The 17,283-nt window shown below is 53.4% G+C and carries 11 protein-coding genes; 9 read left to right on the top strand and 2 right to left on the bottom strand.

Translation table 11 applies throughout. From position 1 onward, the window contains the following. Positions 1-7 precede the first annotated feature (7 nt). From MLC59_RS17295 to MLC59_RS20185, 9 genes are all read left to right on the top strand, one after another. Positions 8-1,729: an ATP-binding protein gene (locus MLC59_RS17295; protein WP_248236651.1), complete on the top strand. Its 1,722-nt coding sequence runs from the start codon at positions 8-10 to the stop codon at positions 1,727-1,729. A gap of 150 nt (positions 1,730-1,879) precedes the next feature. Further along, positions 1,880-5,290, top strand: coding sequence for a BREX-1 system adenine-specific DNA-methyltransferase PglX (locus MLC59_RS17290; RefSeq protein WP_248236650.1), 3,411 nt, complete (start codon positions 1,880-1,882; stop codon positions 5,288-5,290). A 1-nt stretch (position 5,291) separates the two neighbouring features. Further along, the gene (locus tag MLC59_RS17285) at positions 5,292-6,986 is read left to right on the top strand and encodes a DUF262 domain-containing protein (RefSeq protein WP_248236649.1); all 1,695 of its coding nucleotides are present in this window, start codon (positions 5,292-5,294) and stop codon (positions 6,984-6,986) included. Positions 6,987-7,023: 37 nt separating this feature from the next. Beyond that, positions 7,024-8,322 (top strand): hypothetical protein, encoded by a 1,299-nt coding sequence (locus MLC59_RS17280; RefSeq protein WP_248236648.1) that lies wholly within the window; start codon positions 7,024-7,026, stop codon positions 8,320-8,322. Then, on the top strand, positions 8,315-9,295 hold the full coding sequence (locus MLC59_RS17275; RefSeq protein ID WP_248236647.1) for a DUF3644 domain-containing protein: 981 nt from the start codon (positions 8,315-8,317) through the stop codon (positions 9,293-9,295). The genes MLC59_RS17280 and MLC59_RS17275 overlap by 8 nt, the downstream gene beginning before the upstream one ends. A 25-nt stretch (positions 9,296-9,320) precedes the next feature. Beyond that, on the top strand, positions 9,321-11,663 hold the full coding sequence (gene pglZ / locus MLC59_RS17270; protein WP_248236646.1) for a BREX-1 system phosphatase PglZ type B: 2,343 nt from the start codon (positions 9,321-9,323) through the stop codon (positions 11,661-11,663). Continuing rightward, a complete protein-coding gene (gene brxL, locus MLC59_RS17265) occupies positions 11,663-13,705 on the top strand; it encodes a BREX system Lon protease-like protein BrxL (protein WP_248236645.1) in 2,043 nt (680 codons plus the stop codon). Before pglZ ends, brxL begins: the two co-directional genes overlap by 1 nt. 956 nt (positions 13,706-14,661) lie before the next feature. Next, positions 14,662-15,690 carry an integrase domain-containing protein gene (locus MLC59_RS17260; RefSeq protein ID WP_248236644.1) on the top strand — a complete coding sequence of 343 codons (1,029 nt, stop codon included), beginning with the start codon at positions 14,662-14,664 and terminating at the stop codon, positions 15,688-15,690. Positions 15,691-16,082: 392 nt separating this feature from the next. Further along, positions 16,083-16,325, top strand: coding sequence for an antitoxin Xre/MbcA/ParS toxin-binding domain-containing protein (locus MLC59_RS20185; RefSeq protein ID WP_427901741.1), 243 nt, complete (start codon positions 16,083-16,085; stop codon positions 16,323-16,325). 66 nt (positions 16,326-16,391) lie between these two features. Here MLC59_RS20185 and MLC59_RS17255 read toward each other — a convergent pair whose 3' ends face one another. Then, complete coding sequence (locus tag MLC59_RS17255; protein WP_248236643.1) at positions 16,392-16,607, bottom strand: hypothetical protein; 216 nt, start codon at positions 16,605-16,607, stop codon at positions 16,392-16,394. A gap of 13 nt (positions 16,608-16,620) precedes the next feature. Then, on the bottom strand, positions 16,621-16,875 hold the full coding sequence (locus MLC59_RS17250) for a hypothetical protein (RefSeq protein WP_248236642.1): 255 nt from the start codon (positions 16,873-16,875) through the stop codon (positions 16,621-16,623). Positions 16,876-17,283: the final 408 nt, after the last annotated feature.

Genomic DNA, 17,283 nt, shown 5'->3' with positions numbered 1-17,283 from the left:
AGATATCATGCGAACCGCCGCCAACATCGAGGCCCTGCTGCCAGAGCTGGACCATTGCATAGCCGACGAGCTGGAAGACCAGGACCTCGATTTCAAACAGTGGGATCTGAAAAGCCGGGACAACGCGGTAAAAACCGTGGTCCAGATGGCCGTGTGCATGGCCAATGGTGGTGGCGGTACCGTGGTATTTGGCGTGGCCGACCGCATACAGGGCCGAAGTAGCGCCATTCTGGGAGTGCCACCGGAAATCGATTCAAACCTGCTGAAAAAGGCCGTCTACGACCAGACTGACCCAAAGATCATGCCGGTTTTCGAAGAGCTGGCCGTACCGGAAGGCACCGGCCGGTTACTGTTGATGCAGGTTCACCCCGGTATGCCGCCGTACACCGACACCGCAGGGCGGGGGACTATCCGCGTCAGCAAAGACTGCGTTCCGCTGACCGGCACACTGCGCCGGAAGATCAGTGTCGAAACCGGTGAAACCGATTACACCGCAGAAGCCGTTGCCCCTGTGGATAACTCCCTACTGTCCGCCACAGCGTTGGAAGCACTGCGCAACCAGGCCAGCAAGGAACGTGCGCCGGAAGACTTGCTACGGCTATCAGACACTGAACTTCTGTCCACTCTTGGTCTGATCAAACAGGGTAAGCTCACCAGGGCGGCTATTTTGCTGGCCGGTACCGAAGCCGCCATCCGGGAACACCTCCCCGGCCACAACTGGACCTTCCTGCAAATGATCTCGGATACCGACTACGGCGTTCGGGAGGATCGGGTCAGCGCATTGCCTTTGTCCGTTCAGCGCATAGAAGAACTGCTGGTGCCCTTTAATCCCATTACCACCTACAAACAGGGCATGTTCCACTACGAATACCGCACCTGGCCGGAAATTGCGGTGCGTGAAGCCCTGATGAACGCCTTCTGCCATGCGGACCTGCGCATAGCCGGGCCGGTGATGGTCAAGCTGTATGCTGACCGGCTGGAAATCAGCAATAACGGGGGCTTTATTGCCGGTATTACCCCCAACAACATCCTTCATCACCAACCCGCTGCCCGAAACCCTTTACTGGTGGAAGCCCTTACCCGGCTGCGCCTGGTAAACCGCAGCAACCTGGGCATTAACCGCATGTTCTCTGCCCTGCTGATGGAAGGCAAAGAACCGCCCCAGATCCGTGAGATTGGTGATTCGGTACAAGTCAGCTTCCCCAAGCGAGAGCTAAACGCCACCTTCCGTCTGTTTGTGGCGGAGGAAAGCGAGCACGGGCGTAACCTGGGTGTGGATGAATTGATGCTGCTCCAGTACCTACTCCAGCATCCGGAAATAGACACCAACACCGCAGCCACCCTGTGCCAGCGTGGCGAAGCGGAAATGCGCGAAAAGTTATCCACAATGGAGTCGGCAGGTTACATCGAGCACGGGGGTACCGGGCGGGGCGCATACTGGTGCATCCAGCCCGAGCTATACAATCAGTTGGCCGAGGACGGCCAGGGCGAAGCACGCCGCCGCATCGACTGGGAAGCCGCCAAAACCCGCGTACTCAGCATTCTGATGGAGCGTGCCCGTCGTAACGAGCCGGGCCTGAGTAACAAGGACATTCGGCAAATCACCCGCTTTGACCGCAATCAGGCCCGGCGCCTGATGCAGGAGCTGATGCAGGAGAACGCCGGCCTCCAGAAGGTGGGGGAGCGGCGCTGGGCGCGCTATGAATACAGCAATGCGCGTGAGCATTGAAATTCGCATAGATAAACTTCTATGCGCACACTATGCGTTTAATGGATAAAGTGCGCATATCGGTGCGTACCGATGTGCCAGGAAAAGCGCTTTAACGGCACCAAAGCCGTAGCCGTGGCATCACTTTAAGGATTGGGGAAGTAAAAGAACATGCAGCCACTCGACAAGACACTCAGAAACCAACTGGAACGCGCCGTTAAAAACGCCCGCGACACGGCCGAAACCGGTGCCCGCGCCGCGTTGGACCAGCTGGGTGTGGCAGACCCCACACCGGCCGCGCATCTGAGCGAGACCGAGCGGGAGCTGCGCCGCCGCTTGCGCGCCCATGGTCGACAGTTGGGTGACTCCCTGAACGGTGGCAAGGTCCAAAGCATGGACCGTTTGGTGGAAGAGGTTGCCTACGAGCACTGGCACCGCATGCTCTTTGCCCGCTTCCTGGCGGAAAACGACCTGCTCATGTACCCAGACCCGGACGAACCGGTGGCCATCACCCTGGAAGAGTGTGAAGACCTGGCCGCCGATGAAGGCGCCGCCAACGGCTGGGAGCTGGCTGCCCGCTATGCGGCCCGTATGCTGCCGCAGATTTTCCGGCTGGACTCCCCGGTTTTCCAGCTGACCCTGCCACCAGAGCACCAACAGGCCCTGGAACGCCAGGTCGCGGGCCTGCCGCTGGAAGTGTTCACCGCCTCTGACAGCCTGGGCTGGGTTTACCAGTTCTGGCAGGCCAGGAAGAAGGAGCAGGTCAACCAGTCCGAGGTCAAGATCGGCGCCCGGGAGCTCCCCGCCGTTACCCAGCTCTTCACCGAGCCCTACATGGTCAGCTTCCTGCTCGATAATTCCCTCGGTGCCTGGTGGGCAGCCCGGCAGCTGAGTGAAGATGACCTGAAGAACGCTGAAAGCGAAGAAGATCTGCGCCAAAAAGCGGCCATCCCCGGCGTGCCGCTGGAATACCTGCGGTTTGTAAAACAGGAAGATGGGGCCTGGACACCGGCTGCCGGCACCTTCGATGCCTGGCCGGAGCAGTTGGCCGACCTGAAAACCCTGGACCCCTGCTGCGGCTCCGGCCACTTCCTGGTGGCCGCCTTCCTGATGCTCGTGCCCATGCGCATGGAGCGCGACGGTTTGTCCGCTCGGGACGCCGTGAATGCGGTGTTGCGAGAAAACATTCATGGCCTGGAACTGGATCAGCGCTGTGTCGAATTGGCCGCCTTTGCGTTGGCCCTGACCGCTTGGAAGTATCCGGGCTCAGGCGGTTATCGAGATTTGCCTGAACTGCATGTAGCCTGCTCAGGATTATCGATTAGTACAAAAAAAAGCGAATGGCTTGCATTGGCTGGGGATGACGCAGACCTAGAGAATGCTCTAGAGGAGCTTTACGAGCAGTTCAGTGATGCTCCTATATTAGGGAGTTTAATTAACCCAGAGAGAAGCCTTAGTAAAAACTCCTTATTTGAGCTGGAGTGGGATAAAGTTATTCCTCTTTTGACAAAGGCTTTGTCAAAAGAGTATGAAGATGAAAAGCTAGAGATTGGTGTCGTTGCGAAAGGCGTAATGAGGGCGGCGATGCTGTTGTCTGATAGCTACGGGCTGATTTTTACAAATCCTCCTTACTTAGTTCGAGGAAAACAATCCGAGAAATTGCAGGAGTATCTCAGCTCCTACTATAGTCTCGGCGACCCGGATATTGCGACCGTCTTCTTGAAACGGTTCGATGAATTTCTAAGTGCTGGCGGTACCCATTGTTCCGTAACTCCCCTAAACTGGTATTACTTAAGGTCATATAAGAGCCTTAGATTAGATTTGCTTGAAAATTCGTCTATTAACAATCTAACTAAGGTTGGTTCAGGTGCCACGGCGAAAGCTAGTTGGGACGTACTACGGGCTGTTGCAATAATAACTAAAGATAAATCCAGAAATTCAGATTTTGTAACTAGTATAGAGGCGCCATCCCCAAGTGAAAGCGAGCGATCTAATGAAATTAAAACAGGAAAAGTGCTAATATCGACTATCGAAAACCTGAAAAATATGCCGGATTCAAAATTTGCATTCGTTTCTAGTGCAAAAAATGAATTACTCGAAAAACATCTATGGGCATTTCAAGGATTAGCTTCATCTGATTTTCCACAATATGGCAAATGCTTTTGGGAAGTCCGTCGCTTCGGTGCTTGTTGGGTCCCTTTACATGGAACCTTTAAATATTCGGAAATGTTTTCTGGACTTGAGAATATTCTACTATGGGAAGGTGGGCAGGGCAGGCTGGCTAATAATGAAAAAGCAAGAATTCAAGGTTTGGGCGCTCAAAATAAGAGTGGCATAGTTATTACCCAAACTAGGCAGCTACCCGCGTCAATCTATTTGGGTGGATTCTTTGATAATAATGTTTCTGTTTTGGCTACAGAAAATGGAGAAATAACTCCCGCCGTCTGGTGCTTTTGTGCTTCCGCTGAATACTACCAGTCAGTACGCAAGCTAGATGAAAAGCTTGGCGTTACCAACGCCACTCTGGCTAAAGTTCCTTTTGACCTCCAGCATTGGACTGAAATTGCAAAAGAAAAATACCCGCACGGACTGCCTAAGCCATATACCAACAATCCCACGCAGTGGATTTTCCACGGCCACCCCTGCGGCTCAGTCGTGTGGGACGAAGAACAAAAGTGGACAATCGAAGGCCCGCTGCGCACCGACGACACGGTTCTGCAAGTCGCCGTTGCCCGCCTGCTCGGCTACCGCTGGCCCGCCGAGCTGGATCCCGACATGGAATTGGCCGATGAGCAGCGTGAGTTGGTTAAACGCTGCGAGGCATTGCTGCCCGTCGCCGATGAAGACGGCATTGTCTGTATTCCCCCCGTACGCGGAGAAGCCTCAGCCGCCGACCGCCTGCTGAACCTTCTGGCCGCTGCCTATGGCGATGCCTGGTCCACCGATGTTCTGGCAGAACTGCTCAAGAGTGCTGGCCACGCCGGCAAGACCCTGGAAACCTGGCTGCGCGACAAGTTCTTCACCCAACACTGCAAACTCTTCGAGAACCGCCCCTTTATCTGGCACATCTGGGACGGCCTGCCGGATGGCTTCTCAGCCCTGGTGAATTACCACAAGCTCGACCGAAAAAACCTGGAAACCCTGGTCTACACCTACCTGGGTGACTGGATAGGCCGCCAGAAGCAGGACAAAAACAACGGCATCGACGGTGCCGAAGAACGCCTCGCCGCTGCGGAAGCCCTGAAGAAGAAGCTGGAGCAGATCCTCGAAGGCGAAGCCCCCTACGACATCTTCGTGCGCTGGAAACCCATCGACCAACAACCCATCGGCTGGGAGCCAGACCTAAACGACGGCGTCCGCCTCAACATCCGCCCGTTCATGACCGTCGCGGATGTGAAAAAGAATGGCGCCGGCATCCTGCGCGACAAACCCAACATCAAATGGACCAAAGACCGTGGCAAGGATGTGGAGTCGGCACCCTGGTACCAAACCTTTGGTGGCGAGCGGATTAACGATCATCATCTGAACTTGGCAGAAAAACAGGCAGCGCGAGAACAAAACAACAAAACGAAGGGAGTCTGACATGGCAAAAAAGATCAGTGGTGCTGAGTATCCGTTGGCCAAAATTTTCAGCTCAGAGTTCGAGTATGTCATCCCTTCTTACCAGCGCCCTTATGCCTGGACGGTAGATCAGGCATCGGAGCTGTTTGATGATTTGTATGATTTCTACCGCTCTGAACTCGATGAAGGGTACTTTCTCGGTAGTATCGTACTGATCAAGGAGGAGGGGAAACCGGCGGCTGAGGTAATTGATGGCCAACAACGGCTGACAACGCTGACTATACTGCTGGCCGCGTTGGCAGCTCGCTCCGCCCCAGACGATAGAGCCTTGCTGAAGAACTATATTGTCGAGGCAGGGAACAAATTTGAGCAGTTAGCCGCAAAACCGCGCCTTACGCTTCGTGAGCGGGATAAAGAATTTTTTGCCAAGTACGTGCAAACGCTTCAGTTCAATGAGCTACTGGACCTCAATTCCGAGTCTCTTCAGAACGAATCCCGGAAAAACATTCAGGCTAATGCCCGGCTTCTGCTGAGCCGGATCGACCGGTCCTTTGGTGACAATATGTCATCACTTGAGGGGTTTGTTGGTTTCTTGCTGCAGCGTTGTTTCCTGGTAGCAGTCTCTACTCCCAGTCAGCAGTCAGCATTTCGCGTTTTCTCCGTGATGAACAGTCGCGGCCTTGATCTGCAGCCTACCGATATCATCAAAGCGGACATTATCGGCGCGATTGAGTCCTCGGAAGAGCAGGAGCTTTATAACGAAAAATGGGAAGACATGGAGGTTGAGCTTGGCCGTGCAGGCTTTAATGACCTATTCGCCTACGTTCGAATGGTTTACGCCCGCGAAAAGGCCAAGAAAGCTCTCTTGGAGGAGTTTCGACAGCAGGTTTTATCTCAGGTGTCTTCACCTAAAGCTTTGGTGGATGATGTGTTGGAACCCTATGCAGAAGCCTTGTCGATCCTGCGATCTTCCAGCTATCAGGCAGAAGTGGATGCTCAAAAGATTAATACCTACCTGCGCTGGCTGAACCGAATCGACAACTCTGACTGGGTGCCAGCGGCCATGCTCTTCTTGTCCCAACAAAAGAACAGGCCCGACTACGTTCAGTGGTTTATGGAGAAGCTTGAGCGGCTTGCTGCGTGCCTGCATCTGACCGCAAAGAATGTGAATGAACGGATCGAGCGCTATTCCACTGTGATCTCAGAACTGATGGGAGATCACAACGCGGATACCCCTGTGCAGGCGGTTTTGCTGACTGAGGGTGAAAAGCAGGAAATGAGAAAAGTCCTGGATGGGGATATCTACACGCTCACAGCTCGAAGGAGGAATTATCTAATTCTCCGTTTGGACTCGTTTTTGTCGGATGGTGCGGCCAGCTACGATGCGAGCCTCTTAACCATTGAGCATGTTCTGCCACAAACAGTAAGTGAAGAGAGTCAGTGGAAAACAGATTGGCCAGACGCTCAGGCAAGGGAAGCCTGGGTTCATCGCTTGGCCAATCTGGTTCCGCTAAACAAACGACGCAACTCTCAGGCTCAGAACTATGACTTTGACCGGAAAAAAGATGCCTACTTCCGTGGGCGGTCAGGCGTTAGCTCTTATACGTTGACGACCCAGGTGCTCAACGAGAAAAAATGGACGCCTGAGATTGTGTCGAACAGACAAAAAGAGCTTTTGGCTCTACTCGCGGAGAAATGGGACCTGACAGCATGCTAAGGAACTCCCACAAGTTGTTCGGGCTGGGGCCTCTGACGTGACTACGGTCGCAAAACTCACAGAGTGGGTACAGAAGAAGCCGTTGATCTTGATACGTCTCGATGAGGCGTCATCTGACGCTTTGCATAATTCATTGCAGGGATTTGATCACCTGACAATGGTAAAGCCTCACCCCCTATTCCAACCGCTAAAGCTACCGACACTCTGTTTATTGGAGATTTACGAAGAGGACATAACGAAGTGTTACCTCGCCACCGCACTTCGGAAAAATGCGGTTAGCACGCTCGATTCACGGCTAACTCTCAAAAAGCTCCGAGAACTGAATATTAATTCATTGCAGGACTTGAAATCTTTAGTTGTCGACAATCGTATGGAGAGCTTGTTGAGTAGCCGCCTACCCGGCGAGGGAGAGGTCCAAGCTCTTTCCCCGAAGCTCAGTGCGCGCCTGATCGATGCCCTCGCCTCTAGTCCCGACAACCAGTCTGCAATGGACGCAGCTCTTTCTCAGCTACCTCAATTGAGGCGAATAGGTAACACAAGCTGGGCGCAGGAAGATGCTATCAAGTCGGCAATGGCAGCGTTTGGGATCCGCGGCAGCTCTTCACCAGACCAAGTTGTTGTGAAGAAAGGTTTATCCTCTGGCTTGGCGCTAATTGGCTCTTCTCTCTACGAGGATAACGTGGTGCACTCTGATGCATCGCGATTACCTGGGTTTCAAACTATTTCATCTGATGTGACTGGAAAAGCTGTGTTCCGAAAAGGTGACGAACAGCTAATAATTTACACGGCTAATAAATTGCCACTAGAGCAAATGCTTGGTGTTGACCTCATATATGTCAACGAGACACGGGGCAATATCGTAATGATTCAGTACAAGATGCTGGAGCAGGGCAATCAGATCGGAAGAAAAAATGATTGGATATTTCGTCCCGACCGGCAATTACGTGATGAAATAGCTCGTATGCACATTCCTAACATCAATGGCCAAGTGAGTGATTATCGGCTAAACCGGAATCCGTTTTTCTTCAAATTCGTGAAACGGAAAATTGTGGATGATACTCAGCAGAGCTTTTTTCTATCTCTCGATCACTTGAATCAAGTTATGGCCTCTCAGAAATCCAGAGGGCCACGAGGCGGTATTCGCATCAGCTACGAGGATTTGAATGGAACGTATCTCCGAGAAGCCGATATTCTCAGCTTGATTCGTTCAGGATACGTTGGTACCCACAGTGCAGAAACCGAAGCATTAAAAACGATTATTCAGGAAGTGGCTCATGGGAACAGGGCAATAGTATTGGCCTGGCAGCAGAAAGTTAAGGGGGAACTGAATGGGTAAGCGTATTCGACGTGTCGGTTCCATAAAGGGAGAGCTCCTTAAAAAGTCGCGTGAGGCAGCACTTGCCGCTGTTCAAATATTCAACAACCCGAACATCACGTTTAAGTCAGAATCCTATGTGGTTCTTATGATTATTGCCTGGACATACCTTCTCCATGCTTATTTCAGGGGTCACAAGGTTGAGTACCGATATTGGCATCAAAAAGGACAGCGGAGAGAGTTTGATAGAACCAAAAATGGTGCATACAAGTATTGGGAGTTAGAACGCTGCCTAAATGATGAGAGTTCGCCCCTTGATAGGGATACATCGAATAACCTGCGCTTTTTGATCGGTTTGCGTCATGAAATTGAGCACCAAATGACAACACGCATAGATGATGTCCTGAGTGCGCGTTTTCAGGCATGCGCGCTGAATTATAATGAATACATAAAGAAATTGTTTGGAGCCAGTAATGGCATCGAAAAGCACTTGTCTTTTAGCCTTCAGTTTTCAACCATATCCACTGAGCAAAAAGAGCTGTTAGAGGATCAGCCTGGACTTCCACCAAATATCGAGGGCTATATTAGAAGTTTTGATGAAAGCCTATCTGATGAGGAGTTCTCGAATGCTCACTATGCATACAGAATTTTATTTGTTCCAAAAACAGCTAATCGAAAAGGGCAAGCAGATCGTGTTATTGAGTTTGTAAGAAGTGATTCACAGCTGGCTGAAACTGTGAATAAAGAATATGCGGTTATTAAAGAAACCGAAAGAAGTAAGTATCTCCCAAGCCAAGTGGTTGGATTAATGCGGGCAGAAGGTTATCCCAAGTTCTCAATTCACCATCATACGGAGCTCTGGCAAGCTCTCGATGCAAAGAATCCTGCTAAAGGCTATGGGACGCTGGTAGCTGGGAAATATTGGCATTGGTATGAACGTTGGGTAGATGAGGTTCGAAAACACTGCCTTGAGAACAGGGGCCGCTATTCATGAGCGAAGTACTCTTTGGGGAGCGTGTATGAAGGTGCTCGACCATCTTTTAAGAACAGTACGTGAAAGTGGGGTTTTCAACCCGGATATACAGGTAGCCCCCGCCTGCATCCTCTGGCCCGACCGGGACCGCCAATGGGAAGCCGTAATTCCTGTACTGCAAGCCGAATTGCCCGAGCTGATGGTGCTGGGTGATTACTCCCCGGAGAAACGCACCGGTCCGTCAATCTGGCTTCGGTATGCTATTGCCAGGTTTGCGGAAGATGTTGAGTTACCGGAAAGCAGGGCACCGATTCTGTATCTGCCTGGTGTCAGCCGCCAGGATTTGCGAGCAGTGGAAAGCTGCCCGGATGAACTGAAACCTTTGGCGGAATTGCAATACAGAGGTGTGATCTGGTCGCAGGTGAATGCCAAGGACTGGACCATTCTGGCCTATCTGAAGTCTGACCAGGGCGGCCTGGGCCTGGATGTTGCCCAGGACAGTGAGAGCCGCCACGCCATGCAGTTGGCGCTGTACCGTTTGCTGGATGAGGAAGTTGACCTGCTCAAGGACAAACGGCTGGATAAAGACTACTTCAATACCCTGTTGACCGGTGGTGACCCCACCCGGGACCTGTTGTTGTGGCTGGACCAGGGCGAGGCATTTCAGGCTGCCCGGGGCGAGAACGAATGGCAGGCCTTTGTTTCGGTGTGCCAGTCCCAACTGGCGTTCAATCCGCAGCAGGACGGTATTCTGGCCGGCTGTAACAAACTGGCCAATCACGAAGGCCCCTGGCAGGCGGTGTGGGAGCGGTTTTGCGAAGCGCCTAATCGTTATCCACACATTCCGGACCAGATCCGCAAGTGCCAGCCGCCATCTTTCGATCTGTTCGCGGATGAATCCGTGGCCGGTGGCTGGCCACAGTGGAACCAAAGCCAGGAAGAACATTTGCGCCGGGATCTGTTAGCGCTGAGCAATATGCCCGCTCACAAGGCCATAGCGCAGCTTAAAGACCTGGAACAAGCCCACGGTGGCCGCCGTTCACTGGTATGGGCTGAGTTGGGCGAGGCATCCCTGGCGTTGGCACTGAAGCACCTGGCGACCATGGCAGAACACGCAAAAACGGCTCTCGCGGCCGGCACGGTTACTGATCTTGCCAATGGCTATGCCAGCACTGGCTGGAAGGTGGATGACAGCGTGATGCGAGCGCTGGCTGAAGTAACCAACAACGATGACCTGAACGCAGTGACCACAGCCATCCGGTCTGTTTATCTGCCCTGGATGGAAGATTCGGCCCGCTATCTGCAAAAGCATGTGGACGGGGCCAGTTATCCCGGAGGTTCTCATGAGAATGCTCCGCAATTCCCCACTGAGCAGGGGGACTGCGTGCTGTTTGTGGATGGTTTGCGTTTTGATACCGGTAAACGCCTGGTTGAACGCCTGGAAACCACAGGCCTGGAGGTCTCTGAATCTCCGGTGTGGACGGCGTTGCCCAGTGTTACGGCCACGGGCAAGGTGGCTGTGTCTCCGGTACGGGACAAGATCAAAGGTGACGACGCCAGCGCTGACTTCGAACCCGCTGTGGCCGAGACTGGCCAATCTCTGAAGGGTGGTTACCACCACAAGAAGCTGTTGAAAGAGGCGGGCTGGCGTGTGCTGGACCGGACGGACAACGGTGATGGCCAGGGCTTTGCCTGGTGTGAGTTTGGCGATATCGACCATGAAGGCCACGACCGGGGCTGGAAGCTGGCTAAACACCTGGACAACCTGTTGCAGGAGGTTCAGACCCGGATTACCGAATTACTGGCTGCCGGCTGGAAGCGGGTTCGGGTGGTTACCGACCATGGTTGGCTGTTGTTGCCCGGAGGCTTGCCAAAAACCCAGTTGCCCAGCGTACTCGCCGACAGCAAATGGGGCCGCTGCGCCGCGCTAAAGCCCGGTGCAGACACCCAGGAGCGGGTGTTTCCCTGGTATTGGAACCCGAGCCATTATTTCGCATTGGCCGATGGTGTCAGCTGTTACAAGAACGGTGAGGAGTATGCTCACGGCGGCCTGAGCCTGCAGGAGTGCCTGACCTTGCAGTTGGTTGTAACAGGGGGCGCAGGCGCTCAGGCTACGATTGAGTTCACGGATCTGGTCTGGAAGGGGCTTCGCTGCACCGTAGCCGTGGAAGGTCAGTACAAAGGTCTGACTCTGGATATTCGTACCCGTGCCGGGGAAGCATCCAGCAGTGTCGTGCTCAGTGCCAAGCCCTTGAAGGAAGACGGCAGAGCATCGGTCGTGGTGGAAGACGAAGACATGGAAGGCCAGAACGCCGTGGTGGTGTTGCTGGACGATAACGGGGCTCTGGTAGCCCAGACCGACACAAGGATTGGTGGGGGAGATGTGTGATGGTATTGGATGAGATTGATAACAAAGCGGTTGCCGCACTGGATGGCTACCTGGTGCGTAAAGACCTGGTTCGAACCTTCAGCCGCCAGTTTCCGGTGCCTACCTACGTGGTGGAGTTTCTGCTGGGGCGTTACTGCGCAAGCACTGACCAGGAAGAAATTGATGAAGGGCTGGAGATTGTTCAGCGGCAGCTCAAATCCCGCACCGTAAAGGCGGGTGAAGAGGAGTTGTTCAAGGCCCGGGCCAGGGAGAACGGTGAGGTCAAAATTATTGATCTGATTACCGCTCGTCTGGATGCAAAGACCGATAGTTACATTGCAACACTGCCCAGCCTTCGCCTGACGGATGTTCGTATCTCGCCGGAGTTGGTGAATGAACATGAGCGCATGCTCACCGGGGGCTTCTACGCCGAGATCACTCTGAACTACGACGCAGCTATTGCCCAGGAGAGCAAAGGACGGCCATTTGGGGTGGAGTCTTTGCGGGAGATTCAGCTCTCCAAGCGGGATGTGCTGGATAGCCTGGCCGAGGCTCGGAAAGCCTTTACCACGGATGAATGGAAAGCCTTCCTGCTGCGTTCTACCGGTATCGAGATTGAAGGCCTGTCTGAGCGGCAGGTCGATGCCATGCTGTTGCGCATGGTGCCGTTTGTTGAGCGCAACTATAACCTGGTGGAGCTTGGCCCCCGTGGCACCGGCAAGAGTCACTTGTTCCAGCAGGTTTCTCCCTACGCCCATCTGATTTCAGGCGGCAAAGCGACCGTCGCTAAGATGTTTGTGAATAACTCGAACGGACAGCGTGGTTTGGTCTGTCAGTACGATGTTGTCTGCTTCGATGAGGTCTCCGGTATCTCTTTCGACCAGAAAGACGGCGTCAACATCATGAAGGGCTATATGGAGTCCGGAGAGTTCAGTCGTGGCAAGGAGAACATTCGGGCGGACGGCAGTATTGTGCTGGTGGGTAACTTCGATGTGGATGTGGAGCACCAGCAGCGTATAGGCCACTTGTTTGGCCCTATGCCGCCGGAGATGAAGGACGATACCGCCTTCATGGATCGTATTCATGCTTTCTTGCCAGGTTGGGATGTGCCCAAAGTCAGCAAGGAGCTGCTGACCAATCATTTTGGTCTGGTGAGTGACTTCCTTTCCGAGTGCTGGAGCCAGCTTCGTAACCAGAGCAGGCTGAGTGTGATTCAAAACCGTGTGTTCTTCGGTGGTGCTTTGTCCGGACGGGACACCAATGCGGTGAACAAGAGCATCAGTGGCTTGCTGAAACTGCTGTACCCGGGTGAGGCCCAGATTCCGGACGAAGACATTGAATGGGCGGTACGCATCGCCATGGAAGCCCGGCGCCGAGTGAAAGAGCAGCAGAAACGTATCGGCGCGGCAGAGTTCCGAAATACTCATTTCAGCTATGTGATGGGTGAAGACGGTGTGGAAAAGTTCGTTTCCACTCCGGAACTGCACAGTGAAAACAGTATTGGTGACGACCCGCTGGAACCTGGCCAGGTGTGGTCAATTTCCCCTGGTACTGGAGAGGAGCACCCCGGCCTTTACCGTATCGAGGTGAACGAAGGCCCGGGTTCCGGTGTGAAGGTACTGAATAAACCCGTGCCACCGGCCTTCAAGGAAAGCATTGGCTACGCAGAGCAGAACCTGTACGCCCGATCGGCCCAACTGGTCGGCGACAAAGATCCTCGCCAACACGAATTCACCGTGCAGCTGCGAGCCTTCGACGCTTCCAAATCCGGCGCCAAGCTCGGTATGGCCTCACTGATTGCCCTCAGCACCGCTTTGCTCAAGAAAAGCGTTCGAGGCGGCCTGATTATTGTGGGTGAGATCAACCTGGGCGGTTCGGTAGAGCCAGTGCATAACCCGGTGACCGTTGCCGAGATCGCGGTAGAGAAGGGCGCAACGGCCTTGCTGATGCCCGTTGCCTGCCGCCGGCAGTTGTTTGATTTGTCGGACGAGATGGCAACGAAGATCGATATTCAGTTTTACTCTGATGCCCGGGATGCGTTGATTAAGGCGATGGTGGAGTAGCTCTGGATAGCTGAATCCTTGGTTCTAATGGACTCCAAGTGTACTTGAAGTGACCTTTCGGGATGGCCTCGCCGCCACTCGATTTGCTTAAGTCCACTTGGGGTGCACTTGGAGTCCATTACTGTCGTCGCACCCCTCGTTATAAGCCGAATTGATATGGTTAACTATCTGTTGTCATTAAGTAAAAATCTTGAGTTTACGCAGGAAATTCGCGTTTTCACGCGTTGATATCTACGGAGCAGTTTGCCAGACTTATCATCAAATCCTCGCATCCATTATTGGATTAAGAGGGGTGCTAGCTGAGCATTTTAAATAATCAGCAATTACTTCCGGCTCCGCCGGACTCAGAAACGGTCCCCGTGATCACCCTCCTCAATGGATCTCCGAGATCCAATCCAAAACTGCCGGCCACGCCAGCAACTCCCGCACGTGCGTCTTATCGACGCCAACACAAAACCCGATCCGCTATCCACTCAGCAGTGCTGCTGTTTATATAGTGAGATGGATATAGGTAAGAGACTTGCAAACACACTGATATCAGTAAGTTGCAAGCCTAATCAATGACCGAAAATTGCGGAAAAGGTCTACGTTAACTCCGCAACTGAGCAACAAGGAACGTTACCAGCGCATCATCGTTGGCTGCTCGCCTCCCCGGTCATCCCACCGCCGTCAGGCAAAACCTCCGTTGCGATATCTCGCTGATTACGAGATGCCGCTCCCCGTACACGCTGTCGATTTTCGATCTCGTGTTCACGGTCCGCAATAGAGACGCAAAAGTGCTGATACAGCAGCACGATGGATGCTCCCACCGTCAGGGTTTTCTGGGCCCTGGCACAGTCACACTTAATGCGGACTACGGGGCGGAGCATCAGCGTGGGGACCGGCTCTGAGCCCCAGATTCCGCATGGTTGGCCACGCACTCTGTATTCAAGATTTTTCAACAGAATGGAGATGGTATGAGTAATAAATCTGTCAAACGAGGCCGCCGCTCTGCCAAGCGGAAGAAACCGGCGTACAAGCGGAATTACAACTGTGGCAAAAAACTGAGCGAGGCTATTCATAAGGCGTTGGACCAGCACTACGGTTCAGACAGCCACTTCAACACCCGAGCAACCCACAAGCGCCGCGCGTCTGTGTTTGTTCGTTACTGCAAACGCTGTGGAATGAACGATGCGAGGAGAATCGACCAGGAATTCATCCTTCAATTCGGGGCCTACATCAGAGCCCGGTTGAATGACGACTACGAGTGGCCTGATGGGCATGTCGATGAGCAAATCAGCGTCGCATACGCACACAATGCCATCAGCACGGTTAACACCGTAATGCGCGCATTTCGTGGTGATGACGCTCTGAAAGTATCGGGGCGGGAAGTTCTGGGTGTTTGCAGGCAATCGGTGAGGACCAAAGAGATAGAGGCGGATGTCCTCGATACCAAGCATGCAGCCGATCTTGCAATTGCTGCCGGATTCGAGCGTGGTGCGGCCGTAATTCTGTTAGCCCGGGCCTGGGGTATGCGGGTAAGGGAGTGCATCCTTCAAGATCTTGATCGTATGAAACGGGAAATCGAGGCCACAGGAGAGGCGGCAATCCTCAGAGGTTGCAAAGGCGGGAGAAAAGCTACGGACCGCACGATCAAGGCGAGTGAATTTCGTATGGAGGCGCTGCGTTATGCCATCGAGGTTCGACCGGAAGGATCCCGGAACTTATTGTCGGAAACCGACACGGTAAAGTCGTTTTTGCTGAACAACGTTAATCCATGCCGGCAGTTTTTGCAGTCGTCTGGAATTCCCCATTTCATGGAACTCAGGGCGGGTTTTGCCCAGGATATTTATGAGGAAGTGATGGGCGGGCCGTCACCTCTAAAAGAACCGATCCGTGACAAGGTGATGGATCGGATCGCGAGGGCGGAAGTTGCACGGCAGTTGGGCCACAACCGAGTGTCAGTAGCCAGTTCTTATGTGGGAGGCACGCGCAATGCGATTTGACCACATTTTGCGGCGATTGGATTTCAGTGCACTCAGTGACACGGAGCGGAAACGGTACATCAACCGAATGATCCGGATTGTTTCGGTAATTGAGGCGCAATTCCCTCACGTAACCCGGCCAGAGCAGATTAAGCTGCACCATTGCCAATTTTTCCGGAATGTGTGGCTGCCGGCCCGTTCGGCGTCTGACTCAACAAGAAAAGAGTATATGCGTGCTCTCGGACTACTCATCAGAGCGGCAGGGCGCCCAGAAACGTGGATGGGTGCTCTCGGTGTAAAGACATCGACGGGACAAGGAGGCCGTCCAGCGAAGATTGGTGTTAAACAGTCGAAAAAGTACTACCGTTAGCAGATGCAGGTTTAGATGGAAACGGATTGGAGAGGTCCCCACAATGCCGGTACATGAAAGTGAGACTTCCGGTGGCGACGCCCAGGAACTGTTGCAGCTGAAAGAGGCAGTTTGGAGGGACGTTCTTGAGCTATTTGAAGGAGACGAAGCTGTGGCTCGGGACTGGATGGGGCGGGCCCGGCCGTTTCTGGGTAATGTTGCGCCAGAGTGCTTGCTGCAGACTCAAGAGGATATTGTTCGACTACGGCGTTTTGTTCGGCAAATCCAGCTGGGCATTGTTCCGTAGAGGTGAGAGTTTTTCTTGGCAAAGAGCCCCGGCCATGAGGATGTGACCGGGGCGGCGCCATGGTTATTAGTGCAGTGTCGTTGACTCATCCACCAGCACGTGTCCGCCGGTATCGAAATTCAGTGTTGCCAGGATTCTCGAAGGCTCCTCAGGGGGCTGGTACATATCGATGCTGATCCAGCTCTCTCCGCGCTGCATCTGGACATTGATGTGCAGATCGCCACAACCGAATTCGGATGAGAGTGCGGCAGCCAACTTCTTTGCTTCAACGAGTGATTTCATAGTCGCTTGTCCTCTAGAACCAGGTGTTTGTTTTGATGTCGTCAAGCTGATCCACCGATGATTTTTTGGGTGGCGTGTGCGTGATGGACGATCCTGAGTTGTCGGTGTCATCGCCCAAGTTGTCGAGCGTTTCGGTGACAGTCGCGGTTCTGCCGTCCAAACAGGACAGGTCCAGTGAAGCCCTGCCCCCTTTGAAACCGTCGAGAGTCTCTGCGACAGCCAACGCTTCTTTGAGCAATGAACTGATTTGGTCGAGTACGTTCTTCATAGATAAGTCTCTTGTGGAATTGGATTATTGACCGGTCGAATTCCACAATACACGATCACAGTGTTCGACCAAGCAATTGGCCAGGAGAGCCCACTTGGCGGGGATTTGGGATGTCGGTCGGGCCAAAATTCGAGTGGCTGGGGTGTTGATATGAGTGAAGGGCAAGCTGTAGTGAGACCGTCCGTTTTGGCTCCTCTCGCCTCTACCTGGCTATGCCAAAGTGCTGCAGTTATTATCTGAATTCACGCTTTCATTAATAAGATGCAGCGGGGGTACAATAAATGCGATCAAATATTGCAAAAATGTGCGCTGAATAGGCCGGTTAAATCGAGGCTAGGAGTCTGCGCGGCAGAAGTGTTTTGAGCAAGTGACCCCGCCGCGTCGAATCACAGTTCGGCCCGAGAACGT

Origin of the sequence: Marinobacter bryozoorum (assembly GCF_023156245.1) — a bacterium.
Classification (GTDB): Bacteria; Pseudomonadota; Gammaproteobacteria; order Pseudomonadales; family Oleiphilaceae; genus Marinobacter; species Marinobacter bryozoorum.
This window is presented reverse-complemented; position numbering and strand designations above follow the sequence as displayed.